At 49.7% G+C, this 24,594-nt stretch carries 22 protein-coding genes; 17 read left to right on the top strand and 5 right to left on the bottom strand.

The window, feature by feature from the left end; translation table 11 throughout:
- The first annotated feature begins 2 nt into the window (after nucleotides 1-2).
- The 14 genes from ACJJIW_RS19255 to ACJJIW_RS19190 all read left to right on the top strand — a co-directional run bounded on the left by ACJJIW_RS19255 (nucleotide 3) and on the right by ACJJIW_RS19190 (nucleotide 12,271).
- Nucleotides 3-773 (top strand): aminotransferase class IV, encoded by a 771-nt coding sequence (locus tag ACJJIW_RS19255; protein WP_282932476.1) that lies wholly within the window; start codon nucleotides 3-5, stop codon nucleotides 771-773.
- Nucleotides 770-1,834: an endolytic transglycosylase MltG gene (gene mltG, locus ACJJIW_RS19250; protein ID WP_444936099.1), complete on the top strand. Its 1,065-nt coding sequence runs from the start codon at nucleotides 770-772 to the stop codon at nucleotides 1,832-1,834. Before ACJJIW_RS19255 ends, mltG begins: the two co-directional genes overlap by 4 nt.
- Nucleotides 1,834-2,454, top strand: coding sequence for a dTMP kinase (tmk, locus tag ACJJIW_RS19245; RefSeq protein WP_282932477.1), 621 nt, complete (start codon nucleotides 1,834-1,836; stop codon nucleotides 2,452-2,454). The genes mltG and tmk overlap by 1 nt, the downstream gene beginning before the upstream one ends.
- Before the next feature lie 47 nt (nucleotides 2,455-2,501).
- Entirely contained in the window at nucleotides 2,502-3,527 is a 1,026-nt protein-coding gene (locus tag ACJJIW_RS19240; RefSeq protein ID WP_282932478.1) for a DNA polymerase III subunit delta', read from the top strand.
- Nucleotides 3,528-3,631: 104 nt separating this feature from the next.
- A complete protein-coding gene (locus tag ACJJIW_RS19235) occupies nucleotides 3,632-3,985 on the top strand; it encodes a PilZ domain-containing protein (protein WP_282932479.1) in 354 nt (117 codons plus the stop codon).
- A gap of 7 nt (nucleotides 3,986-3,992) precedes the next feature.
- Nucleotides 3,993-4,769: a TatD family hydrolase gene (locus tag ACJJIW_RS19230; RefSeq protein WP_282932480.1), complete on the top strand. Its 777-nt coding sequence runs from the start codon at nucleotides 3,993-3,995 to the stop codon at nucleotides 4,767-4,769.
- Nucleotides 4,770-4,796: 27 nt separating this feature from the next.
- Nucleotides 4,797-5,420 carry a dUTP diphosphatase gene (locus ACJJIW_RS19225; protein WP_444937373.1) on the top strand — a complete coding sequence of 208 codons (624 nt, stop codon included), beginning with the start codon at nucleotides 4,797-4,799 and terminating at the stop codon, nucleotides 5,418-5,420.
- A 133-nt stretch (nucleotides 5,421-5,553) separates the two neighbouring features.
- Nucleotides 5,554-6,534 (top strand): malate dehydrogenase, encoded by a 981-nt coding sequence (locus ACJJIW_RS19220; protein ID WP_444936098.1) that lies wholly within the window; start codon nucleotides 5,554-5,556, stop codon nucleotides 6,532-6,534.
- Nucleotides 6,535-6,606: 72 nt separating this feature from the next.
- Nucleotides 6,607-7,245 (top strand): DUF2244 domain-containing protein, encoded by a 639-nt coding sequence (locus ACJJIW_RS19215; RefSeq protein ID WP_444936097.1) that lies wholly within the window; start codon nucleotides 6,607-6,609, stop codon nucleotides 7,243-7,245.
- Nucleotides 7,246-7,328: 83 nt separating this feature from the next.
- On the top strand, nucleotides 7,329-7,805 hold the full coding sequence (gene bcp, locus ACJJIW_RS19210) for a thioredoxin-dependent thiol peroxidase (protein ID WP_282932483.1): 477 nt from the start codon (nucleotides 7,329-7,331) through the stop codon (nucleotides 7,803-7,805).
- A 416-nt stretch (nucleotides 7,806-8,221) separates the two neighbouring features.
- Nucleotides 8,222-8,668 carry a helix-turn-helix domain-containing protein gene (locus ACJJIW_RS19205; RefSeq protein ID WP_020415217.1) on the top strand — a complete coding sequence of 149 codons (447 nt, stop codon included), beginning with the start codon at nucleotides 8,222-8,224 and terminating at the stop codon, nucleotides 8,666-8,668.
- 111 nt (nucleotides 8,669-8,779) lie between these two features.
- Nucleotides 8,780-9,112, top strand: coding sequence for a preprotein translocase subunit YajC (gene yajC / locus ACJJIW_RS19200; RefSeq protein ID WP_282932486.1), 333 nt, complete (start codon nucleotides 8,780-8,782; stop codon nucleotides 9,110-9,112).
- A 365-nt stretch (nucleotides 9,113-9,477) separates the two neighbouring features.
- Entirely contained in the window at nucleotides 9,478-10,503 is a 1,026-nt protein-coding gene (locus ACJJIW_RS19195) for a D-cysteine desulfhydrase family protein (RefSeq protein ID WP_282932487.1), read from the top strand.
- 109 nt (nucleotides 10,504-10,612) lie between these two features.
- Entirely contained in the window at nucleotides 10,613-12,271 is a 1,659-nt protein-coding gene (locus ACJJIW_RS19190) for an alanine/glycine:cation symporter family protein (protein ID WP_413662275.1), read from the top strand.
- Nucleotides 12,272-12,396: 125 nt separating this feature from the next.
- Here the strand turns inward: ACJJIW_RS19190 and ACJJIW_RS19185 are convergent, their stop codons facing one another.
- Together ACJJIW_RS19185 and ACJJIW_RS19180 are read right to left on the bottom strand one after the other, a co-directional pair.
- Nucleotides 12,397-14,559, bottom strand: a complete 2,163-nt coding sequence (locus ACJJIW_RS19185; RefSeq protein WP_444936096.1) for a M4 family metallopeptidase — start codon at nucleotides 14,557-14,559, stop codon at nucleotides 12,397-12,399.
- Between the two features lie 421 nt (nucleotides 14,560-14,980).
- A complete protein-coding gene (locus ACJJIW_RS19180) occupies nucleotides 14,981-16,315 on the bottom strand; it encodes a glutamine synthetase family protein (RefSeq protein ID WP_282932490.1) in 1,335 nt (444 codons plus the stop codon).
- Between the two features lie 168 nt (nucleotides 16,316-16,483).
- Here ACJJIW_RS19180 and ACJJIW_RS19175 point away from each other — a divergent pair, with 168 nt between their 5' ends.
- Nucleotides 16,484-17,773: an NAD(P)/FAD-dependent oxidoreductase gene (locus ACJJIW_RS19175; protein ID WP_282934679.1), complete on the top strand. Its 1,290-nt coding sequence runs from the start codon at nucleotides 16,484-16,486 to the stop codon at nucleotides 17,771-17,773.
- A gap of 59 nt (nucleotides 17,774-17,832) precedes the next feature.
- Here ACJJIW_RS19175 and ACJJIW_RS19170 read toward each other — a convergent pair whose 3' ends face one another.
- Nucleotides 17,833-19,635 (bottom strand): M4 family metallopeptidase, encoded by a 1,803-nt coding sequence (locus ACJJIW_RS19170; RefSeq protein WP_282932491.1) that lies wholly within the window; start codon nucleotides 19,633-19,635, stop codon nucleotides 17,833-17,835.
- Nucleotides 19,636-20,531: 896 nt separating this feature from the next.
- On the opposite strand from ACJJIW_RS19170, the gene ACJJIW_RS19165 reads away from it, so the two are divergent.
- Both ACJJIW_RS19165 and cysB read left to right on the top strand, forming a co-directional pair.
- Nucleotides 20,532-21,434, top strand: coding sequence for a 5'-nucleotidase (locus tag ACJJIW_RS19165; protein WP_282932492.1), 903 nt, complete (start codon nucleotides 20,532-20,534; stop codon nucleotides 21,432-21,434).
- 285 nt (nucleotides 21,435-21,719) lie between these two features.
- A complete protein-coding gene (gene cysB / locus ACJJIW_RS19160; RefSeq protein WP_282932493.1) occupies nucleotides 21,720-22,691 on the top strand; it encodes an HTH-type transcriptional regulator CysB in 972 nt (323 codons plus the stop codon).
- Nucleotides 22,692-22,738: 47 nt separating this feature from the next.
- Here the strand turns inward: cysB and ACJJIW_RS19155 are convergent, their stop codons facing one another.
- Nucleotides 22,739-23,032 (bottom strand): hypothetical protein, encoded by a 294-nt coding sequence (locus ACJJIW_RS19155; protein WP_444893650.1) that lies wholly within the window; start codon nucleotides 23,030-23,032, stop codon nucleotides 22,739-22,741.
- Nucleotides 23,033-23,207: 175 nt separating this feature from the next.
- A complete protein-coding gene (gene pabB / locus ACJJIW_RS19150; protein ID WP_444936095.1) occupies nucleotides 23,208-24,539 on the bottom strand; it encodes an aminodeoxychorismate synthase component I in 1,332 nt (443 codons plus the stop codon).
- Nucleotides 24,540-24,594: the final 55 nt, after the last annotated feature.

Raw genomic sequence — 24,594 nt, 5'->3', positions numbered from 1 at the left:
CCATGTACCAGTTACCTCAAATGTACTTTCGGGGGCTGGCCGTTGATCAGTTGCCAGATGATGCTGATTACTCGGGTGGAATCCTCGAAACAATGCGCTGTCACAACAAAGGTCTACCGCTTTGGTCTTTCCACCGCGCTCGCCTGGAGCGTTCGGGAGTGTTGGATGAGGCCTGTCTGGGAGAAATTGAGCAGTCGACGTTAAAATTGACAGCCGGCTGTCGCTCGCCTGAGGCGATTGCGCGCCTGCGTGTTGGCAGTGTGCGCGGGCAGCAATGTTGGGATTTGGTGCTGCGGCCGCTGATTGAAACTGCTGAGGGGCAAGTGGGCACTAGCCTTTTCCCTTGTTCGACGAGCTTGCCGGTCGGTAGTAATTCGAACCAGGGCTGCAAAACTTTACTCCGTAACCGATATAATGCGGCAAAAGCAGAGCTGCCGGTGGGTCAATTTCTCGATGGATTGATGCTGGATTCGGCGGGAAGGGTCATCGAAACCCTGCGCTGTAATATCCTGGCCCGATTTGGTGGGAAGTGGATGACTCCATCCCTGCACCGATGTGGTGTTCATGGTGTGATGCGGCAGTGGCTCTCGAGCCATATCCACTGGCAAGAGGAAGACATGGGGCTTTCCGAGCTCTGTGAGGCCGATGAACTGGCTCTCTGCAACAGTGTTCGAGGTGTATTACCGGTGGTAGAGGTAATCGGTTACAGAAATTGGCCTGTGGGTGCCGAGACCCGCAAGCTACAGAAGCTGATATTGGATAAATTGTGGTGAAGAAAAAGCAAGCGAGTTTCGCTTGGAGAGTGTTGAAACTGTTATTTGGTGGGCTGGTATTAGCCTGCTTGGTTGCAGTTGCCTCTCTGTACGTGGCAAAGGAAGCCTTGGAATCCCCCCTGCCGATTGCACAAGATGGGCTTACGCTTCAGGTGGAAAAGGGCGGAAGTTTGTCCCGGACGCTGCGAAGCTTGCAGGGCGAAGGGGTAATCCAGTGGCCGCAAATACTCCTCGCCTATGCCTATTGGGAGGGCACAACAGAAATCCATTCCGGCGAGTATTTAGTTCCCTTTGGCAGTAACGCGCGGGACTTGATTGCGCGCCTGAATCGCGGTGAAGTTACCCGCTATCGCATTACGCTATTAGAGGGTTGGACTTTTCGCCAGGCGCTGCGACAAATCCGCTCCGGTGACAGAATCGTTCAGTCCGAAGAGGGAAGCAATGTCAGTGCCGCTGCCCGGGCCTTGGGTTTAAAGGAAGATGAGGTCGAGGGTTGGATTTTTCCGGATACTTACGTCTATCGGTCCGGTACCACAGATATTGAACTGCTGCGCCAGGCCTATGATCGGATGCAGAAAGTACTGGATGAGGAGTGGCAATCAAAAGGGGATGATCTGCCCTATAAGTCGCCCTATGAAGCCTTAATCATGGCTTCAATTATCGAGAAAGAGACAGGGCAGCCATCGGAGCGCAGTGAAATAGCCGGTGTTTTTGTACGCCGGCTCAATAAAGGCATGCGCTTGCAGACCGACCCCACCGTAATTTATGGCTTGGGTGAGGACTTTGATGGAAATCTGACCCGTACTCACTTGCGCCAAGCAACACCTTATAATACTTACGTTATTAATGGCCTTCCCCCCACGCCGATTGCCCTGCCTGGGCGAGCGGCAATTCGGGCCGCTTTAAATCCGAAGCCCGGCAAGAGCTTATATTTTGTTGGTAAAGGGGATGGATCTCATCATTTCTCAGCGACTCTGACAGAGCACAACCGTGCGGTGCGGGAGTATCAGCTGAAAAGGCGCGCGGATTACCGCTCGAGCCCGGCAAAAGGAAAAAATTAGTGTCGCACGGCAAGTTCATCACCCTCGAGGGGGTAGAGGGGGTGGGGAAATCTACCAACTTACTCTTCATCACCGAGTGGCTCAAAAAGCACAATATTAACTTTATCCAAACGCGGGAGCCGGGAGGCACCCCATTGGCAGAACAGCTGCGAGAGCTGTTATTGGCCAAACGGGATGAATCCGTTGATCCCACGGCGGAATTATTGATGGTGTTTGCCGCCCGCGCGCAACACCTGTCTCAGGTTATACTGCCCGCCTTAAAACGTGGGGATTGGGTGATCTGTGATCGCTTCACCGATGCTACCTATGCTTACCAAGGTGGCGGTCGCAGACTGGATCGACAATTGATCGAGCAGTTGGAGCAGACAGTTCAAGGAGATTTGCGCCCAGATAAAGTGCTTTTATTGGATCTCGACCCGGAAGTGGGGCTACAGCGAGCCGCGCGCACTGGGGAAGCGGATCGGTTTGAGAGTGAGCACCTGGAGTTTTTTCAGCGGGTGCGTGCGGCTTATCGCGATCGAGCTGAAGCTGCGCCTGCCCGTTACGCGGTTGTGGATGCCGGCCAATCTCTGGAACAGGTGCAGATGGATCTAGCCAAGCAATTGGAGCTGTTGCTTTAAGCTATCTTGCCCCAGAATCTATTTTTAAATGATAAGAATTGTGGCTGATGTCTGTGCCTGAAACTTTTGAGTATAAATCGATACCGGTACCTCTTCCCTGGCACTCCGAGCAATGGCAGCGGTTGGGGTTGCAGTTGCAGGCGGGCCGCTGTCCGCACGCTTTGCTGCTGACTGGCCCAGAGGGGTTGGGGAAGCGACAATTCGCGGCTGCTTTTACGGCATTGGCCCTATGTGAACAACCGAGAGCAGGTCAGGCCTGTGGAGAATGTAAGGATTGTCGGTTGTGGGTGGCTGGCTCGCATCCTGATTTCCTACAAGTTGAACCTGAAAAGCCCGGTGGTCCGCTGAAAGTGGAACAGATCCGTCAGCTGGGCAACTTTGTTTCCCACACCAGTGGGCGGGGCGGGGCGCGTCTGGTTTGTTTGTCGCCGGCGGAGGCGATGAATGTCAACGCAGCCAATGCCCTGTTGAAAAACCTGGAAGAGCCGGCACCCTCCGTTATCTTTGTGCTGATCACCGATGCCCCCACTGGCCTTTTGCCAACCATTCGAAGTCGCTGCCAAGCCATTACTTTTCCGTCTCCAACTGAAGAGATCGCGCTACAGTGGTTATACGCAAAGGGACTGGAGGAACCGCTGGCGCAACGTGTCTTAACCCTGGCCGGTGGAGCGCCGTTATTGGCTGTTAAACTGGCTGAACCTGAATCGAGAGAAGTTCGCGAGCAGTTCTTTAAAGATCTGGTAGCTGTGGCACAGGGCGGGGCAAGTTCTGTCTCTACGGCGGGCCGTTGGGAGGCGCCCCCCAGCGGTGTTGAGCTGGTTCAATTGCTACTTTTCTGGCAGCACTGGCTTGCCCAAATTGTTCAGATTCGCAGTTGTGATCTCACTGGAGATGCCCAGTTAATGGCACTATTACAGAGGCTGCCGGGGGAGGGCGAGCAAAGTTTACAGCCAGTATTTGCCTTCTATGATCATCTACTTCAGGCGCGCAAAGGGTTGCTGGGCACAGCTAACCCCAATCGTCGTTTGCTACTGGAAGAATTATTTATTCGTTGGGCAAAGCTTTTTACTTAGGCGCCTTACGCAAATCGGGTAGGGTGATTGACGTTGCCTGGACACAGGCAGCGGGCTTAGATAAGTTAGCGCATCATTTAGAAATATAAACATTGAGGTTGTTCATGAAAGCCATGGGAGGCGGTGCCCGCAACGGCATCCTGTCACTGAAAATCCAGGATAAATCTGTTCTTTACGCGGCCTATATGCCTTTTGTAAAAAATGGAGGCCTGTTTGTGAGCACCGATAAATCGTACAGCCTTGGCGATGAGGTTTTTCTACTCTTGAGCTTAATGGATGAGCCGGAAAAGATTCCGGTTGCCGGTAAAGTGATCTGGATTACCCCCAATGGTGCTCAAGGCAACCGCACTCCCGGAATCGGAGTTCAGTTTGGCGATAAGGACAATATCGCGCAAAACAAGATTGAAACTCACTTGGCGGGAACCTTAGAATCCAGCCGCCCAACCCATACGTTGTAACTCTCTAATGCTTGTTGATTCTCACTGTCACCTGGACAGACTTAAGCTCGATAAATTTGATGGCGATCTGGATGCTGTATTGGACCTGGCCCGCAGTCGCGGTGTTGGCAAGTTCCTCTGTGTCGGTATCAGTTTGGAAAACGCCGATGCGATTGTTGAAATCGCATCCCGCTACGAGGACGTAGTCTGTTCCGTTGGTGTGCACCCGCTGGATGTCGACTCTGGCATGGCGGATGTTGAGCGACTGATAGAAATGGCTAACCAGCCCAATGTTGTTGCATTGGGGGAGACAGGCCTGGATTACTACTACAGCACTGACACCCAGGAAATCCAGCAGCAGAGCTTTATTGCACACCTGAGAGCGGCCGGGCAGGCAGAGCTTCCGGTTATTGTGCATACGAGAGATGCGCGGGAAGATACTATCGCTCTCATTAAAGAGCACGGTAATACCAATACCGCAGGTGTTCTGCACTGTTTTACCGAGAGCTGGGATATGGCCAAGGCTGCCCTGGATCTCAATTATTATATTTCTTTGTCCGGCATCGTGACCTTTAAAAATGCTGAGGAGCTGCGGGATGTCGCCCGCAGGCTGCCTTTGGATCGGTTGCTCGTTGAGACTGACTCCCCTTATTTGGCTCCAGTGCCCTATCGGGGTAAGCCCAATATTCCGGCCTATGTGCGTGAAGTGGCAGAATTTATCGCTGATTTACGCGGTATTCCCTACGAAGATCTGGCCGAAATCACCTCAGAAAACTTTTTCAGATTATTCCCCCGGGCAGTTTGATCCGGGTCTATTGGATGTTCCCCTATGATGAAGCAGCAGTTGCAAGTCATGCTGACTCTGCAAGACCAGATTAATACAGTAGTAAATGAAAACTGGCGTGAGCAAAACTTTGCCTGGTACCGCGCTATTTGGGTAGAAAGTGCAGAGTTGTTAGACCATTACGGTTGGAAGTGGTGGAAGAAGCAACTTCCAGAAATGGATCAGGTGAAGCTTGAATTGGTGGATATCTGGCATTTCGGTTTGAGCCTTGAATTGCAAAAAGGCTCTCCGCAGGAAGTGGCTGAGATCATGCTTAAGGAGTTTGCCGGTTCCGAGCATACGGCGGGTGATTTCCGTGAAAACCTCGAGTCTTTCACCTTGAACACCCTGGCCACCAAACAGTTTGGTGTTGCTGGCTTTGCTCAACTATTGGCCGATGCAGAAATGTCTTTTGCTGAGTTGTACCAGCGATATGTTGGTAAAAATGTACTCAACCGATTCCGTCAGGATAACGGCTACAAAGATGGCAGCTATGTAAAAAACTGGGCGGGCCGTGAAGACAATGAACACCTAGCGGAAATTGCCGGACTTTTGGACTCATCTGCTGCTGATTACAGTGACCAGGTTTACAAGGCACTGCAGACGCGTTACCGGGAATTGGCGCTGACATAATCACTCGCAAAGAGTGTCCAATACAGTCTGAGAGGTTTTGTCATACAAATTGAGCCGCTATTTCGCTTGTGTAAGATGAAATTTACTCGCGAGGCCCTATAATGCGGCCGCTTACAAACGAGGGAGAACTATCGTGAAAGCACCTGTACGTGTTGCTGTTACCGGCGCTGCCGGTCAGATTAGCTATTCGTTGCTGTTCCGCATCGTCTCTGGCGAAATGCTGGGCAAAGATCAGCCGGTTATTCTGCAATTGCTGGAAATCACTCCGGCATTGGAAGCGCTGAAAGGCGTTGCTATGGAGCTTGAAGACTGCGCTTTCCCGCTGCTCGCGGGTATCGTTCAGTCCGATGATGCTACTGTTGCGTTCAAAGATGCAGATTACGCTTTGCTGGTAGGCGCGCGTCCCCGTGGACCGGGTATGGAGCGTAAGGACCTGCTGGAAGCTAACGCTGCTATCTTCTCTGCACAGGGTAAAGCCCTGAACGACGTTGCTTCTCGTAACGTAAAAGTACTGGTTGTTGGCAACCCGGCTAACACCAATGCCCTGATCGCTCAGCGTAATGCGCCAGACCTGGACCCGCGTAACTTCACCGCGATGACCCGTCTGGATCACAACCGCGCTCTGTCTCAGCTGGCAAACAAAACTGATTCCAGCGTTAACGACATCACCCATATGACCATTTGGGGCAACCACTCTTCCACTCAGTACCCAGACCTGCACCAAGTGAAGGTTTCCGGTGCTGCAGCCATGGATAAAGTGGAGCAGGAATGGTACGAAAACGACTTCATCCCGACTGTTCAACAGCGCGGTGCAGCTATCATCAAGGCGCGCGGTGCTTCCTCTGCGGCTTCCGCTGCCAACGCTGCCATCGACCATATGCGCGATTGGGCTCTGGGCACCGCTGAAGGTGACTGGACCAGCATGGCTGTATTCAGCGATGGTTCTTACGGTATTCAGGAAGGCCTGATTTACTCTTTCCCTTGCACTTGCAAAGACGGCGACTGGGAAATTGTTCAAGGCGTTGACATCAACGACTTCTCCCGCGAGAAAATGTCTGCTACCGAGCAGGAGCTGGCGGAAGAGCGTGATGCAGTAGCACACCTGCTGCCGTAATAGGGAGTGATAGGTCCCAGGCCTTGGCCGCAGACCTCTCCCAAAAACCCACACTATGGTGTGGGTTTTTTTATGCTTGAATTTTGTAAACCCCGGCCCGGACCAGGAAACTTTCACGGTCAGTATCTTCGTGTGAGCTGCCGCCATCGGCACTACACTGATTTTATATATCTGCCGGATGTCCCTGCTATGGTCACTGAAGTTGGCCGCAACACCGCCCGTTGCGCCTGTATCCTGCTGCAGCCTAACCAGTCCCTGTCCCTCTCCGGTAATCTGTGGGTGTTTTTCTCCTTGGTTGGGGTATCCCTTGGAATCAGCCTCGCTTTTGCGATGGCGGGAGCCTGGATGATTCTTCCCTTTGCCGGGCTTGAAATGATCCTGCTAGGCATCCTGTTTACCTACGTGTACCTCGAAGGGACCCGCAGAGAAGTAATACGCATCAATGAGGAGTTGGTAATTCTGGATTGCTGTAAGGGTTTCAGGCAGCAAACGGTGTATCACCGGGAGTTCGCCCGCGATAAGTTGGCAGTACTCGTAAGGATGGGGAGTAGTGCTACCGAAATGGCTTCGGTAAACTTTAGTGGTCCTGAGGGGTGCCTTGAAGTCGGGGAGTTCCTCACCGAGGCTGAAAAGGCGGAGCTGGTGCAGAAGTTAGGTCGTTTTGGCATTTGTGCCAGGAAAGAGAAAGAGTTTCGTCTGCAGCAGTTCTGATTTCTCTATAGAACTGGCGTCTCGTTTGTTTCTTTTCGCTATAATCCCCGCTTTACTCTTAACTGTTCCACAGGGGATATCAGATGGCTTTTCCGAAGATCGGTAATTTGGCTCCGGCTTTTACGCTGACCAACCAAAGTGGCGAGAAAGTGTCACTTAAGGATTTTCGTGACAAAAGTAATGTCGTCCTCTACTTTTACCCGAAAGCACTTACCCCCGGTTGTACCACTCAGGCATGTGGGATTCGCGATAGTGCGGCTGAATTTAAAAAAGCCAATACTGTTGTGTTGGGGGTGAGCCCGGATCCAGAAGCAAAGTTGCAGCGCTTTATCGACAAGCACGAACTGAATTTTGATTTGCTATCTGATGAAGAACACAAGATTGCTGATAAATATGGCTGCTGGGGCTTGAAGAAATTTATGGGCAAGGAGTACATGGGGCTTCTGCGAACAACTTTTATTATCGATAAGAGTGGGCGCCTTCGCCATATTATCGACAAAGTTAAAACCAAGACCCATGACACTGATGTTTTGAATTGGATTGGCGAGAACCTGGATTAATTGCCAGACTCTGAGGGGCGGGGCTGGACTGGTGCTTGGTCTGCTGTAGCTCCTACCTTTCGGACTCAAAGGCGACACGTGGGTACCGAAAGTAAGTATTTTTGGCCCTTGGTACACAATAAGATGAAAAAAAGCACTGTCGCCCCTTGCTTTCTTAATTCTTGGTCTATACTGGCAGTTGTAAAGGAAAGGTGCGCCGGCTAGAGAGAGTCTCTCTGCGGGAATTGCCGGAGCGGTTAGTTTAAAAATTGTACATCTCTGTGAAGGATTCGATGTCTGTTTTTTGGTGCATCCCGCATCATGTAGTCGTCCGCCGAAGTTGATGTTGTGTTGGTGTGGGCAGGGGCAACCGGGATTCGCTGGATGCGGACATAGAAAAATAACTGCGGCTCACGGAACTCAATAGGAGCAGCTCGATGAACCATACTCAGCCCGACCAGACTTCGCTCTCTGAAGACAAATCACTTCAGCAGGCCAGAATATCCGGAGACCCGAATATTCTCGACCAGCTGCTGGCCCCCCCCGAAGCAACCAGTTTTGGTATTGCCGCACGGGTAATAGATGTGCTGGAGCAGCGTATCGGTAAGGCCTCTCTCGCTATTCGCCCGGTAGCGTCCGACCTAAGTATGTCCACCCGGACTCTGCAACGCCGGTTGCAGGAACACAACCTCAGTTTTGCATCTTTACGTGACCACGTTCGTTTTCGTCACGCGGTGCATTTCCTCAAAGATACTGCGCTGAGCGTTGATGGAATCTCACGAATTCTCGACTTCTCTGATCGAACCAGTTTTACCAGCGCGTTCAAACGCTGGACCGGGATGTCTCCCACTGGCTACCGCCGGCAGGTCCGCCAGAGGTTCTGAGTGTGGATTGGTTTGGCCGGTCTCTACGGGATCGGCCCAATCCGTTGCCTCCGCGGGGCAAACCCGTTAGAGTTGGCGGCAATTTAATAGGCTGACTCTTTGAGGTTTTGCATGAGCTTTTTTATCCCCTCCGCCATGGCACAGGAAGCGGCGCCGGCAGCACAGGGTAATCCGATGATAACCCTGCTGATGTTTGCGGGTTTGTTTGCATTCATGTGGTTTTTTATTATTCGCCCACAGCGCAAGCGCCAGAAAGAGCACCAAGAGCTGGTTGGCGCTCTGAAAAAGGGTGACGAAGTTGTAATGAGCAGCGGGATGCTGGGCCGCGTCGACAAGGTCGATGAGGACTACATCGTGTTGGAAGTTGCAGACAGCATGTCTTTGAAGTTCCAAAAAGTAGCTGTGCACGCAGTATTACCCAAAGGTACGATTAAAAAGATCTAATCCTATTCAGGGTTTATCTTTGAATGTCGTCACTAAAAAAGCCTGGCAATTGCCGGGCTTTTTTATGGTTACTATTTTTTGCGCGGGTAGCTTTTGTTGGACCTTGAAAGCCCACAGAAAAATTGCGGAATTAATCAAAGGCTGGACCAATTTGTCTGATTAATTTTCCAATAAAAAAACAGGTTAGACAAAAAGCAATAAATAGCACTGAAAGGCATACTTTTATTCATTTTTAAAAGCTAGTCCTCCATTAGCATACTTAGCAAGCTTGGTTCTGTTACTGCGGAAACTTTTTGCTAAGAGGTGTTCTCTTACTGAGTCACATCGATAAAACTAATAATTAGACATAACAGGTTTAATTCACCGTGCTTAAGAGCCTGCCAACAGAGTTGCCTAAGCGGTTGCGCCTGGCGAACCTGCCCACACCTCTGCAGTCGTTAGACCGAATCAGTGATCTTTACTCCCTTCCTTATGGAGGGCCCAGGATTTGGATAAAGAGAGATGACCTTACCGAGTCCGGCATGTCGGGAAATAAACTGCGAAAGCTAGAGTTTGTTGCCGCTGAGGCCCGGGCCCAAGGGGCTCAGGTTTTGATCACTTGTGGCGGAGTGCAATCCAATCATTGCCGTACCACTGCTTTGGTGGGGGCTCGATTGGGGTTTAAGGTTCAGTTGATTTTACGTGGCGAGCGTACTGCAAACCCCGATGGCAACCTTTTACTGGATGAGTTGGCAGGTGCTGAAATTGCGGTTTACTCACCGGAGGAATACTCCCGGAATTTACAGGGCCTCTTTGACAACTGGGCTGCTGAGTATCTGTCCAGAGGACAGAAGTCTTTCTGTATCCCCACTGGCGCCAGCGACGGTTTAGGCATCTGGGGCTATATCTCGGCCTCTCAGGAATTATTCGCAGACTGTGCAGATAGAGGGTTCAAGCCTGATCATATTTTATGCGCTACTGGCAGCGGTGGGACCCAAGCGGGTTTGACCTTGGGGTGCCATTTGCTGGAAGCCGGTACGAAAGTTACGGGTTTCGCCGTTTGCGACAGTGCTAATTATTTCCAAGTGAAAGTGCGTGAGGATATTTCGCAGTGGATGGCACAGTCTGGCGTATCGCTTGATTTGGAGTCCCTCAAGATTTTGGTTAATGCCGACTATAAAGGTCCGGCTTACGGGGTGGCGGAGCCAGAGGTTTACCAAACTATTAAAGAGTTGGCTTGTTTGGAGGGTATTCTTCTCGATCCTGTCTACACCGGCAAAGCATTTCATGGTCTGCTACAGGAGTTAAAAAAAGGAAATTACCAGGGCTCAGGCAACCTGGTTTTTATTCATACCGGAGGGCAATTTGGCCTCTTCCCCCACCGAGCCCACTTCTTCCCTGTGGCCGAATAATACGACATTACTGTTCTCGTGCCGCGTAAGCTGCTAACCTGCGCAACAAATTACAGTTGTATCTGTATATAAAACAAACAGAAATAAGTCAGAGTAGTGGGGGGTTAGTTTGGATTCCTTTAACAATCTGCTGTTGTTAATAGACGGCATGCTCGGCTCAGCACCTTGGTTCCCTTGGGTGTTACTTGGAGTCGGTTTCTTTTTCACCATTTATCTTGGTTTTCCGCAGCTTCGTTATTTTGGGCATGCGATCAAGATTGTACGCGGTAAGTACGACAAGCCCGGAGACCCGGGTGATACCTCCCACTTCCAGGCATTGGCTACGGCACTGTCGGGTACCGTAGGTACCGGTAATATCGGTGGCGTTGGCTTGGCTATTTTCCTCGGTGGTCCCGCTGCGCTGTTTTGGATGTGGATGACCGCATTCCTGGGTATGACCACAAAGTTTGTGGAAGTGACCCTGTCACACAAATACCGTATTAAAGCAGCGGATGGTTACTACGCGGGTGGCCCCATGTTTTACATGGAGCGTCGTTTGAATATGAAATGGCTTGCGGTGCTCTTTGCAATCGCGACCGTTATCTGTTCATTCGGTACCGGCAGCTTGCCCCAGGTCAACAACATTGCCCAGGCAATGCACGATTCTTTTGGTGTTGAGAAGGCTCTGACGGGTGGCATCCTGGCGATTTTGCTGGGCATGGTGATTATTGGCGGTATTACCCGAATCGCTAAAGTGACCTCCACCATTGTTCCCACCATGGCAGTTATCTACGTAATAGGTGCCTTGGGCGTTATCATCTACAACTACGAAAATATTCTGCCGTCCTTTGGGGCTGTTTTCCGCGATGCCTTCACCGGCAGTGCGGCTGTAGGTGGATTCCTGGGTGCGAGCTTTGCCTATGCCTTTAACCGTGGTGTGAACCGCGGCCTCTTCTCGAACGAAGCGGGTCAGGGCTCTGCACCTATTGCTCATGCCGCCGCTCGCGCAGACGAGCCGGTTTCTGAAGGTATGGTTTCCCTGCTGGAACCCTTTATCGACACCATTATCATCTGTACCTTAACCGGACTTGTGATTCTTTCTTCTGGTGTCTGGACTGAGAAACACGAGAACCTGTTTGAAGGTGCAGATACTTACGTTGTAGCGGGTAGCTACGATGAGAAGAATACCCAGGATGTTGAGCAGCTGTTCAAGTATTTGAGCGGTCAGGAGAGTGATGTTAAGGCCTATAACGGCTCCATTGTTGTGACTGATGGCCACCCGCTGAACAGCCAGGACTTTACCCTTATCCACGCCCGTTCTATTGCTGAAGACCTGGATTTCCGTGTGGGGGATGACAGCTTTAGCGGTGTTCTGGATGTGAAAGATGGTAAGTTTGCCAATGAAGATGTGGATATTTGGGGTAAGTCCCTTGTGCACTCTGTGGCTCTGACCAATCTTGCCTTCCAGCGCGGTTACTTTGGTGAATACGGTGGTCTGATTGTTACTCTGGGAATTCTGCTGTTTGCTTTTTCTACAGCAATTGCCTGGTCATACTACGGCGACCGCTCAATGATTTACCTTTTCGGGCCCAAGGCAGTAATGCCTTACCGAATAGTTTACGTTATTGCATTCTTCTGGGCTGCGATTGAGGACACCACAGTTATTTGGAACCTCTCTGCGGTGGCCATTGTGATAATGACCTTGCCCAACCTGTTTGGAATTACTGTGTTGGCCAAGGAGATGAAAGATACTGTGAAGGATTACTGGAAAGACCCAAGCCATAAATAATTTGTCTGGGTTTGATTAAAAAAGGCGGCCAATATGGCCGCCTTTTTTGTTTGTGCACCGCCGATACTTTGATCTGCGAGAGCTTGCCCACCCAGCAGATATCTGCTGGGTGGAAATCAGCTCAATTACTCAGTGCTTGCACTCAGGGTAACGCCAGAGTAGGCAGAGTAAGCGCGGATACTGATATACCAGGTTCCAGCATCCGGATTACTGATGGTGCAGCTTTCGTCATTGCCCCACTGGTAGGGACGGCAGTCGTACGCTGTACGGGTAGGCTCTTGGTTGTGGCGGACATAGAGATCTGCATCCCCGCTGCCACCTTCCATTACGGCGCTCAGGGTAGAAGCTCCAGCATCAACCTCAATGGTGAAGTGCTGCCAGCTGTTGCGGGAACCAGAAAGGTTGGTTTCTTCCCAGCTGTCGCTACCACCACCGCCACCACCACCACCGGTGTAACTGCCTACCAGGGTGACATCGGAGAAGGAGGAGTAGCCGCGCACCATGACGTAATAGGTTCCGCCCTGCAGGTCAGCGTCAGCGATATCACAAGTTTCATCGTTGCCTGAAGTGTACGGACGGCAATCATAAGTGCTGGTGGTTGGAGCATTGCCGAAGCGAACATAGAGGTCGGCATCACCGCTTCCGCCTGACATTGCAAAAGACAGGCCTGTGGCATCTGCGGGTACATCCAGGGTGAAGTGAACTTCATCACCACTGCTGCCCTCGATGTCGGTCTCGGTAACCCCGTTTTCGAGTTCTCCGCCTTCATTACCACCGCCACCACCACCGCCGCCGCCACCGCAGCTGCTGGTGGAAACGCCTACCGTGGAGAATGCGGCAACAACGTCATCAGTGTCGTAACCTAAATCTGATGCTGCAGAGAAAACACCACAGGCACCATCTTCAAAATCAGTATTGGCACTCCAATACATCTGGTTGGCAAGAACAAAGGAGTCGAATGCTGTGCGGGTATTCCAGCCGTTGGTATTCGCCAGTAGGTAGAAAGCCCGATTGAAGACACCGGAACTGTAGTGCACGTCCATGCCGTTGTAGTAATCATCGGCATGACCGATGGAGCTGCCATCGTCAGTTGGATCTTCAAAGTAGCGGAGTGCTCCGCTGGACTTAAAGATTTCGGCCCCTACCAACCAGTCATTGCTGCCGCGCATATAGTACTCGGCAGCTTCACCAGCAATATCAGAGAAGGCTTCATTGATGCCGCCGGACTGATTGTAGTAATTCAAGTCAGAGTTTTGCTCGGTAAAACCGTGGCTGACTTCGTGAGCGGAAACATCGAGGCTAACCAGTGGATAGAAGTAGCTCTGGCCATCACCAAATGTCATCTGGCTGCCATCCCAGAAGGCATTCTCGTAGTTGTTGCTGTAGTGCACCCGCATTCTCAGTTTTTGTGTGAGAGGGGATGTGTTGTACCAGTCGCTATAGAGATCAAAGACCACACCGCCAAAGAAGTGTGCGTCATTGAGTGGTGAGTAAGCGCCGTTGATTGACTTATAGTCATTGTCCGGGCAGGTGAACGAGTGGATGCTACCGCCATTCGTGCTGTGGTTCATATCAACGGTTTCTACATTGTCCGTATCCATGGCACAGCTGTCGTCAACAATCATGTGGGGGTAATCAGTACCATACTCGTAGCGCCCGGTCTTTGAATTGCCCCCTGGGCCTGTCGCATTTTGTGCAAAGTTCAAGCCGTCCCAATGCTTGAGAACTTCGCCAGTCATCGCATCGATAAAGTAGAAGGGGCGTGTGGGTTCATCGCCGTACTCAACCCAGTTGACCAGGTAAGCCAAGCGGGCATTGTCTTGCTCATCGATATAGACGTAGAGTTTCTTTTTGGGGTTATGTGCTTCCAGCTTCAAAGCCTGAACTGACAAAGCTCCCTGGATAACGCCCTGCTGCGTGCGCCAGTTGATCTGGTGGTCCATTGCCCGCTCAATAGCATTATCTTCATTGATAAATGCTTTGATATTGGGTACTTCCAGTTCCAGCCCAGTGATGACATTGCCGCGAACCTCAGTAATCAGACCCTGCCCGGAGCTGGTTACTGTTTGGCCGTAGACAGGAATGCCTTTGTGAGTCTGTTGGTAGCGGGCTACGGTTTTGCCGTTGACGAGAGTGCGCTCACGAACTTTTTCGAGCGCCATATCCGATCCGCCGGTGGCAGCTAAAGTTTGTGGTGAGAGCATGTCCGCCGTGGCGGGGACGCGCTCAACAGCATGTGCACTAATAGCCAAGGCTAAAGTGCAGCTTAGTCCTACAAAATGCTTCATTGCTAGCTTTCCCTTTTATAGCTTTTTTATATATGAATCCGCCGGTATACAGCCGTATTTCCCTTGTGGGGACCGTATTAAATCTGGTTGGCCAATACAGGCTGGATTTTTATGTGGTAAGACAGCAGAAGATAACCGTCGCCAAGAAGGGACCGCGGTAGCGGCAGTGGCGTTCGCTTTCTCAAACCGGTTGCCCTAATTAATTGGGCAACTTGAGATTACCCTGCATACGCATCTAGGCAACAAAAAGGTGATGGCAAACTAATATATTTGAATTGTTTTCGATATTTTTGCTCGGATCGTCACAAATTAGGAAGTGATGTTCTGCCTGTGGGGAGGGAAAGATGAGTTGTTTTTTCCGAAAAAATAAATTTGGCGATAACAGTTTATTATTTCTGTTAGCTTTTAGTGGAACGGTTATTTATACATTTAATAATAGAAATTCCCTCTCCCACGAACTGATCACACGATTAAACTCCTCATATTCATTTCTCTTGATCGCACTCCAGGCTTTTACGAATTTACTGCCAAACATTTCTGTTGCTTCATCACAATCTGATAGGAGTGTCAGGGCATGTTCCTGGGTGCGGGGAAGTGTAATTGACTCTTTGGAGCAGTCGCCCTGATAAGGTGCGCTCGGTGCGACTTTATTGGTCATTCCTAAATACCCGCAGGCAAGAGAAGCTGCTATGGCAAGGTAGGGATTACAGTCCGCCCCGGGAAAACGATTCTCAAGACGTTTACTTTGTGGCGAGCTGTCGGGAACCCGAAGGCCTGTTGTTCGGTTGTCGTAACCCCAGTGGAGACTGGTGGGTGCGGCCATTTCAGGTGTGAAGCGGCGATAGGAGTTTACATTTGGAGCAAAAAAACTAATAAAACCGGGAGTGTATTTCTGCATACCGCCAATAAAATGCAAGAAATTATTGCTCTCTTTTCCTGTATTATCGACAAAAATATTTTCACCGGTTTTTCTATCCGCCACACTCTGGTGTAAGTGCAGTGCGCTTCCAGGTTCGTCTTCCATCGGTTTTGCCATGAAGGTTGCATAAATGCCGTGGCGAAGAGCCGTTTCGCGCACTGTGCGTTTAAAGGTAAAGACCTGGTCAGCTAAATGAAGTGGATCTCCATGTAGAAAGTTAATTTCCATCTGGGCAGTGCCTGATTCGTGGATCAGTGTGTCGACATCAAGCCCCTGAGCTTCACAAAAATCATACATGTCTTCAATGATGGGCTCGTATTCATTGGCTGCATCAATGCTGTAGGATTGTCGGGTTTTTTCTGTGCGTCCCGATCTTCCCACAGGCGCGGATAGCTTTTCATCCGGGTCCAGGTTTCTTTTTACAAGATAAAACTCTACCTCAGGAGCGACAATAGGCTTCCATCCTCTGTCTGCATATTTTTCGAGGACAAATTTTAAAATATTACGGGTGCTGATAGGGTGAGGGTCCCCATCTCGAGAATGGCAGTCATGAATGATTTGTGCTGTCGGATCATTGGCCCAAGGGTTTAGGCGCACTGAGTTGGGGTCAGGGATTAGGAGCATGTCGGTGTCTGCTGGATCAACAAGCTCATTGTGTTCGTCGACATAATCCCCAGTTACAGTTTGCACCAAAATGCTTTCCGGTAAACGGCTGTCTTGAGTTAAGAACTTATCGGTGGGGGTGAACTTTCCTCTGGCGTTACCTGACATGTCGGGAACAAGGCATTCAACTTCTGCAATATTGTGATTTGCCAGCCAGTTTGTAATTTTATCCATTGGATAGCCATTGCTTACTTTTTCTTCCTGAGTGAAATTCTATGATCAGTGCCGGAAAGCATTGCGCTGAAAATAATTCCTCCTGTGTAAAGGAACTATATACTGCCGATTGGAACAGGGCCGTTTATTTAAATGGCATTGAGGGTATCTGGTAGAAATATGAAGGTGATGAATAGGTTGGATGAGCACACGGAATCCTATTATGCCGCTACAGCTAACGACCTTCAGGAGTATCCATGCCTGGAAGGTAACGTGGAGGCAGATGTCTGCATCATTGGTGGTGGTTATACGGGACTCTCTAGTGCTTTGCACTTGGCAGAGCGCGGCTACTGTGTGGTGCTTCTGGAGGCTAATAGGATTGGTTGGGGCTCATCAGGAAGGAATGGAGGACATGTCGGTGTTGGACAAAGGCGAAGTCAGGGTGATCTGGAAGCCATGTTCGGATTCGACATGGCTAAGCAGCTATGGGATTTAAGTATCGATGCTGTTCAATTGGTGGAGAGTTTAATAGTCAGGCACCGGATTCCATGTGATTTAAAACGTGGGATTATGCATCTGGCGGCAAAGGCCAGCCACGATAAGTATCTGAAGGGTGAAACTGACAAGCTCAGGGAAAGATATGGATACAGGCAGGTTGAATATATAGAGAAAAAAGAAGTTCGGGAGCTTGTTGGTAGTGAGCGATATCTTGGTGCTCAGATAGATTTTGGTTCACTACATCTCCACCCACTCAATTTTGCTTTAGGGCTTGCTCGTGCAGGAGCCTCTGCAGGAGTCCATTTTTTTGAGCGCAGTGAGGTGCAGGGATACTCGGCGTCTTCCCCTTTTACGATTTCAACTGCGCGAGGACAAGTAAGGGCTGAAAAGCTGATTTTGGCTTGTAACGGGTATTTGGGAAATCTTGAGTCCCGTTTGGCCGGATGGATAATGCCGATAAATAATTTTGTGTTGGCGACAGAGCCTTTACCTAAAAACCTTGCCCGGGAAATCATTGCTAATGATTTTGCAGTGCAAGACACCCTACATGTTATTAATTATTGGAAACTATCAGGTGATAACAGGTTAATTTTTGGTGGCGGGGAGAATTACACCAGGCGCTTTCCTGAGGATATTCGTAGTTTCGTCAGAAAGTATATGTTGAGAGTTTATCCACAGCTGGAAAATACTGGTGTTGAATTTGGCTGGGGAGGAACACTGGCCGTTACCATGAATCGAATGCCTTGTATGGGACAGTTGCAACCGGGTTTGTATTATAGTCAGGGATATTCTGGGCATGGAGTGCCCACTGCAACTTTAGCCGGTAAGCTTTTAGCTGATGCGATTTATGGGGAGAGTGGAGGTTATAATATATTCGCTTCTCTCCCCAAAATTGATTTTCCAGGTGGGACTTTGTTGAGATGGCCGGGTTTGGTTTTGGGGATGCTCTATCACAGCTTATTGGACAAAATTGGAAGATAGGTCCAGGAAGGATTAGGCAGGGAGTGCCGACACGCAAGTGTCGACACTGGCCATATATGTTACTGGCTCTGAGCGGAAAGAGTCACTCGTCTGTACGAAGTATAGCCTTGAATACTGATATACCAGGTGCCAGCGGTAGGGTTACTAAAGCTGCAGCTCTCGTTATTCCCGTTTACATATGGGCGGCAGTCCCAGTCACTCGAGGTTGGTGTAGCGCCGTAGCGGACATATAGATCGCCATCACCATTGCCTCCAGACATATCAATATTCAAAGATGAAGCGCCTGAAGGAACATCCAGGGTGAAGTGCTGCCAGCTATTACGGCGACCGGATAGGTTGGTCACTTCCCAGCCATCAATCTCTCCGGGGTCATCCGTACAGTTACTGATAGATACGCCTACAGTATCAAAGGCGGATGCGACAGTTGTAATATCATAGCCGAGATCTTCAGCCGCAGACAAGGCACCGCAAGCACCTTCAGCAAAGTCTGTACTTGCATTCCAGTAGGTTTGATTTGCCAATACAAAAATATCAAAGGCACTTTGTGTATTCCAGCCATTTGATGTTGCGATCAAATAAAAGGCACGGTTAAACACGCCTGAGCTGTAGTGCACATCCATGCCATTGTAGTAGTCATCTGCATGGCCAATTGAACGGCCATCCTGAGTGGGGTCGTCCATGTAGCGGAGAGCGCCACTAGCTTTGTAAATGTCGGCTCCCACCATCCAGTCGTTACTACCTTTCATATAGTATTCTGCTGCCTCTCCGGCCATATCAGAGAAGGCTTCATTGATGCCGCCTGATTGGCCGGAATAGGTCAGGTTTGAGTTTTGTTCAGTGAAGCCATGGCTAACTTCATGAGAGGAAACGTCCAGGCTGACAAGTGGGTGGAAGGTTGTATAGCCATCACCGAATGTCATCTGGCTGCCATCCCAGAATGCATTTTCGTAGTTGTTACTGTAATGAACCCGCATTCTTAATTTTTGTGTGAGTGGTGATGATCCATACCAGTCACTGTACATATTGAAAACTACATTACCAAAGAAGTGGGCATCATTCAGTGGAGAGTAGGCACCATTGATTTCTTTGTGATCGTTATCAGGACAGGTAAAGGAGAAAACACTACCACCACTGGTGCCGTGGTTCAGATCCACAGTTTCAACATTGTCAGTGCTCATGGAGCAGCTGCTGTCGACCTCAAGGGCAGGGTAGTCGGTACCGTATTCGTAGCGTCCTGTTTTCTCATTGCCTCCAGGGCCTGTAGCATCCCGGAATGCCAAACCATCCCACTGTTTGATCACTTCGCCAGTGAGTGCGTCAATAAAATAGAAGGGCCTGGTAGGTTCTTCACCGTACTCAACCCAATTTACCAGGTACGCCAAACGTGCCTGGTCATTTTCATCTACGTATACATAAAGTTCTTTCTTTTGGTTTTGAGCATTTAGCTTTATTGCAGGCATAGACAATGCGCGTTTGGTTGAGCCATTTTGCTCACGCAAATTTAATTGGTGAGTCATGGCTCGTTCGATCGCATTGTTGGCATCAATAGAAGCGCGTGCGTTGGGAACCTCAAGTTCAAGGCCTGAAAGTACGTGGCCCCTTACTTTCTGGGATGAACCATTTTGACTGCGGGCAACTGTTTTTCCCCAAACAGGAATACCTTTGTGGGTTTGTTGGTATCGCGAAATAGTTTTTCCATTGGAAAGTGTGCGTTCGAGTACCATTTCCAATTTCATATCTGATCCGGCAATGGAAGCCAGTGACTGATTGGAAAGCAGGTCCGGTGTGACCTGAATACGTTCTGCTGCCTGGGCGCTAATGGCTAGGGCAAGCGTGCTTGCTACTCCTAATAATAGTTTCATTTTAGCTTTCTCTTTATGATTATTATTGATGTGGCCAATATAGTGTGGAAATTTATAGTGAAATTCACTTTTTCGTTTTCTGGCCTGTTAGTTTTCACCATTGAAAATGTCTTGCATTACTATCTTTAACTTGTGCGAATACAATAGTAAGAGATTTTCTGGGGTGTTGAATTGTTTGCCGTTACAAGGCGGAATAACAATATCCGCTACTATTATTTCTGACAATATGCTTTTGTCGCGGAAATTATCATTTGAATGTTTATGTTTTTATTTTGATGTGTGCGTCACAAATCTGTTGTGTTTATGTCTGGTTAATAAAGGTAGGTATAAAGGGGAGTTTTGTCAGTAGTTTTTAGATATGGTGGGGTCTATTGTATGTTTTATATTGTGTGTTTGTATTTGGTGCGAACTTTTTAGGATTAATTTAAGTTGCACTCATGGAGGGCTCAAAATTGATTTCATTGTATTTGCCATTATAAAAACAAACTAAAGGATTAAATTTGAAAGTTGTTTTTAATTCTTGTTGCTTAGATTTTCTGAATGTTAGAGGTGGTTTTTGCTGTTCCACCTAAAGCGTGTATTTATCCGTCTTAAGACTCTTTTTAGTCCCGGTCTAGAATGGCTTTAATTTTCAATTATCTCTTGGGTTAAATCTTAATGGTTTTAATCCGATTATTGTTTTGGTTGATGAGTGCTCTGTTAAAAGTTGACTTGATCTGTCTTGTTTGTCGATATCCTCCTATTTGTAGAATTTAGGCATGTGGTTTACCTTAAGCGTCCACCTCCCTGCCGGTCGAGTGATGATAAGAGGCTGCTCTGATTGCGGAGGCTGCCCGCTTTAGGCCGGAAGAGAGACTCCTTGGTTCTGATAGATTTGAAAATGTGGAGATAGATCAATGGCGGTGCGCCCTGACAAGTTAGTAATTGCTATATCTTCCCGCGCTTTATTTGACCTCGGCGATAGTCATAAGGTCTTTGAAGAGCAGGGCTTGCACGCTTTCTCTCAATATCAGGTCGAGCGGGAAAATGACATCCTGAACAAAGGCGATGCCTTCCTCTTAGTGGAAAAGTTCTTGAAGATTAATGATCTTCTTGATGGGGACCCCCGGGTCGAGGTAATCCTACTCTCAAGAAATAGTGCTGACACTGGATTGCGAGTATTTAACTCCATAGAACACTACGGACTAGATATTACGCGGGCTGCTTTTTGTAATGGTGAGAGCCCGTATCGCTATATAGGCCCCTTTGGGTGCAATCTATTCCTTTCCGCAGATGGTGCCGATGTTCGTCAGGCTTTGGAGCAGGGAGTTGCTGCCGCAACTTTAGTGGCGGGTGCAAGCCGTGAAAATCGGAACGATGTTTTGCGATTCGCATTTGATGGTGATTCAGTCATATTCTCGGATGAGGCTGAGAAAATCTATAAAAGAGAGGGGTTGGCGGCTTTTACCAAAGCCGAGCGAATATCAGCGCAAAAACCTCTGGGAGGAGGGCCCTTCAAGGGGTTTCTTGAGGCGCTTCAGCGGTTGCAAGCAGAATTTGACATGGATGCCTGCCCAATTCGAACAGCGCTGGTAACTGCTCGCTCTGCTCCGGCCCATGAGCGGGTTATCAGGACCCTGCGGACCTGGGATGTTCGGGTAGACGAATCAGTTTTTCTAGGGGGGTTACCGAAGGGTGAGTTTTTGCGCGCCTTTGGTGCCGATGTCTTTTTTGATGATCAGCCCAGTCACTGCGCCTCTGCTGCTGAACACGTGGCAACAGGCCATGTTCCCCATGGCATAGCTAATGTTGAAGCCTAGATAGTTGTGGGCAATTTAGTGGGCGTTATACGGTAAAGGGTGCATTGCACCACTATGGAGCAATGTAGCTACCGACTAGAAAATAAAGCCGACAGAAAGCCCAGGATCCCCCAAAGTTGATTGACACTTTCGTCTCTACCACGGATATTCAACCGTCCATTGGCCCTGGCTTTGATTCACTGCTATTCTTTTCTCGTATAACTCAAGATAGTTTTTATAACTATCGATCAAAAAATGGCATTACTCGCTCTCGGCCAGGAGCGAACTTAATGAAAGGGAGGATCTATGAAGCTGCAGCAGTTGAGATATATCTGGGAAGTGGCACATCACGACCTCAATGTTTCTGCTACAGCGCAGAGCCTCTATACCTCCCAGCCGGGAATCAGTAAACAAATTCGCCTTCTGGAGGATGAGCTTGGCGTAGAAATCTTTGCGCGCAGTGGCAAGCATCTCACGAGGGTGACCCCGGCAGGGGAGGCAATCTTAAAGACTGCCGGCGAAATTATGCGCAAAGTGGAGAATATCAAACAGGTTGCGCAAGAGTTCAGCAATGATAAAAAAGGTAGTCTCGCTGTAGCTACCACTCACACCCAGGCGCGCTATGCCTTGCCCCCGATTATTAAGTTGTTTATAGGTCGTTATCCGGAGGTTTCCCTGCACATGCATCAGGGAACCCCTATGCAAATTTCTGAGATGGCGGCAGATGGCACTGCAGACTTTGCTATCGCTACCGAAGCTCTGGAGCTTTTCAGCGATTTGGTGATGATGCCTGTCTACCGCTGGAACCGCTGCATTCTGGTACCGAAAGATCACCCGCTTTGCCAGGTGAGTAAGCTATCCCTTGAGGACGTGGCGAAGTACCCGATAGTTACTTATGTATTTGGGTTTACCGGCCGCTCCAAGTTAGATGAAGCTTTCTTGGAGAAAGGGTTGTCACCTAAGGTAGTCTTTACCGCCGCCGATGCTGATGTAATCAAAACTTACGTGCGTCTGGGATTGGGAATTGGCATTGTGGCTGATATGGCCGTTGATGGCGAAGATGAGGACCTTGTGGCTCTCGATGCCAGTGATCTATTTGAATCGAGTGTTACGAAAATTGGCTTCCGTAAGGGGATTTTCTTGCGGGGCTTTATGTATGAGTTTATCCAGCAATTTGCCCCCCATCTCAGCCGTGAGCTGATTGACCAAGCGGCACAGGCGACATCCCGTTCTGAGGTCGATGCGCTGTTCGCCGATATGGAGTTGCCGGTTTACTAGAGGTGCTGTTGAAGGGGGAGTGCCGAAATAAAGGTAAGGGATGGAGGCTATGAAGCCTCCATCTCGATCAGGGGGCGCAGCACTTCTTTGGCGAACTTAAAGTAAACAGTAAAAATTTCTGCTTCCTTACCTTCGCGCTCTACGACAAAGAAGGGCGCTCGCTCCACCTTGTACTGCTGAGCCAGCTGTAAACCCGGGCTTTGCGGGTCACGCAGGTCGGCGATAAGTGTCTGGTCGATAAATTGCATTTGGCCATTTTCTTCCAGCTTTTCTTCAACGTCGCGACACTTGGCGCAGGGCGAGCCGTCGGCGAGAATTTTCTTGACCAGTGTGATCTTCACGATAATTTCCTTGATCCAGTGCAATGCCATTAAAGGCAAGATGGACTGAATCTATCAGAACCCCTAATAACTTTGAAATATCAATCGCCGATACCTTTATAACTAAAATTTGTAGTGATGCTACAAAAGGCGCCAAAACAGGCTAATTTTTGGTCGCTTTTCGGCGGTTTGATACCTACTGCAAAAATTGTTCAGTTGTTTCCAGTAGTAAGCGCACCTTGGCCAAGCACTCCTGATGCTCTGAGGTGGGATCGGAATCTGCAACGATCCCACCACCTGCCGCGCAGGTTAGATGTCCATCGTTGGCACTGAAGGTCCGGATGGCGATATTGGTGTCAGCGCGGCCACAGCTGCTGATGTAGCCAATACTGCCGCAATAAATCCCCCGGGGACTGGATTCCAGCTCCCGGATCACTTCCATTGAGCGTCGCTTTGGAGCACCTGTGATAGACCCGCCGGGGAAACAAGCTTCGAGTAATTCGCTATAAACTGACTCTTCGGGTAGCTCACCAGTTACTACGCTGACCAAGTGGTGGACATTGGCAAAGCTTGCCAATTGGAATAGCTCGGGAACACGTACGGTGCCACTGCGACACAGCTTGCTCAAATCATTGCGCAGTAAATCGACGATCATCAGATTTTCCGCCCGGTCCTTGGGGCTTCTCTGCAGCGAGAAGGCGGCGCGCTGATCTGCCATCTTGTCAGCGTGTCTTGCTGCAGTGCCTTTAATCGGTTCCGTGCGTAAACTGGCGCCATCAGCTCGGATAAATCGCTCCGGCGACATACTGAGTAGGCTGCCATGGGGCAGGGCCATATAAGCAGAAAAGGGACCGGCAGCTTGAGAGCGCAATGCCAGGTAAGCTGTTAGCAGATCGCCGCTGTAGGGGGCCCTGAAACGCTGGGTAAAGTTTGCCTGATAGATATCGCCGGCGGCGATATATTCCAATATCTGCTCAATTTGTGCCCGATAATCATCTGCACTCAGTTCGTGCTCAAATGGTGAAAGCAGCCGGAAGTCTCCGGGTGTAAGCGGAGTCTCCCAATTGATAGCTTTAAATCGCTGTATCAATTCGCGAACTTGCTGTGGGGGGCAGGCGGGGTGGAAAACCAGGTGACTGCTACCCAGTTGGTGGTCGGCAATAAAGGCCCATGTGTAGAGCCCAAAAAAGCCTGCGGGCAAGTCCGTAGGGCGCATATCTGCCGGTAGATAATTGCCCTCTACACCGAGTTCATAACCAGCGTAACCAATAACCCCGCCGCAAAAAGGCAGTTGTGAGTCCCTGTCCTGAGGGCAGAGTTCGCACACAAGGTCATCCAGTCGGGCAAATGGCTCGGGTGTGTCGGCACTTAACTCAAGGGTATTTATCGGGTCGGCACTAATGATGTCATAGCGCCCACCCTCCGCGAGAGGTCGACCGCTGTCGAGCCAAACGGGGATAGGTAAATCCGCTATCGCCGCAAATGCGGCGGGCGTGTTTAATGAGTAGGGCAGAGAGACAATTTGCATATCAAGCTACAGCAGTCCGGAAGACGGCGCACACTACACATTTTGCGGCGGCAAT

The sequence above is a fragment of the Microbulbifer maximicatervae (SeqCode) genome (genome assembly GCF_052467815.1).
Note: the sequence above shows the minus strand (reverse complement) of the source record. Positions and strands in the feature narration are given on the sequence as shown.

Excerpts from the sequence above, each read along its gene's own strand:
- ACJJIW_RS19255 (WP_282932476.1), top strand. The coding sequence starts at position 3 with ATGTACCAGTTACCTCAAATGTACTTTCGGGGGCTGGCCGTTGATCAG.
- ACJJIW_RS19240 (WP_282932478.1), top strand. The coding sequence starts at position 2,502 with ATGTCTGTGCCTGAAACTTTTGAGTATAAATCGATACCGGTACCTCTT.
- ACJJIW_RS19235 (WP_282932479.1), top strand. The coding sequence starts at position 3,632 with ATGAAAGCCATGGGAGGCGGTGCCCGCAACGGCATCCTGTCACTGAAA.
- ACJJIW_RS19230 (WP_282932480.1), top strand. The coding sequence starts at position 3,993 with ATGCTTGTTGATTCTCACTGTCACCTGGACAGACTTAAGCTCGATAAA.
- ACJJIW_RS19225 (WP_444937373.1), top strand. The coding sequence starts at position 4,797 with ATGAAGCAGCAGTTGCAAGTCATGCTGACTCTGCAAGACCAGATTAAT.
- ACJJIW_RS19215 (WP_444936097.1), top strand. The coding sequence starts at position 6,607 with ATGCTTGAATTTTGTAAACCCCGGCCCGGACCAGGAAACTTTCACGGT.
- bcp (WP_282932483.1), top strand. The coding sequence starts at position 7,329 with ATGGCTTTTCCGAAGATCGGTAATTTGGCTCCGGCTTTTACGCTGACC.
- ACJJIW_RS19205 (WP_020415217.1), top strand. The coding sequence starts at position 8,222 with ATGAACCATACTCAGCCCGACCAGACTTCGCTCTCTGAAGACAAATCA.
- yajC (WP_282932486.1), top strand. The coding sequence starts at position 8,780 with ATGAGCTTTTTTATCCCCTCCGCCATGGCACAGGAAGCGGCGCCGGCA.
- ACJJIW_RS19185 (WP_444936096.1), bottom strand. The coding sequence starts at position 14,559 with ATGAAGCATTTTGTAGGACTAAGCTGCACTTTAGCCTTGGCTATTAGT.
- ACJJIW_RS19180 (WP_282932490.1), bottom strand. The coding sequence starts at position 16,315 with ATGGATAAAATTACAAACTGGCTGGCAAATCACAATATTGCAGAAGTT.
- ACJJIW_RS19175 (WP_282934679.1), top strand. The coding sequence starts at position 16,484 with ATGAATAGGTTGGATGAGCACACGGAATCCTATTATGCCGCTACAGCT.
- ACJJIW_RS19170 (WP_282932491.1), bottom strand. The coding sequence starts at position 19,635 with ATGAAACTATTATTAGGAGTAGCAAGCACGCTTGCCCTAGCCATTAGC.
- ACJJIW_RS19165 (WP_282932492.1), top strand. The coding sequence starts at position 20,532 with ATGGCGGTGCGCCCTGACAAGTTAGTAATTGCTATATCTTCCCGCGCT.
- cysB (WP_282932493.1), top strand. The coding sequence starts at position 21,720 with ATGAAGCTGCAGCAGTTGAGATATATCTGGGAAGTGGCACATCACGAC.
- pabB (WP_444936095.1), bottom strand. The coding sequence starts at position 24,539 with ATGCAAATTGTCTCTCTGCCCTACTCATTAAACACGCCCGCCGCATTT.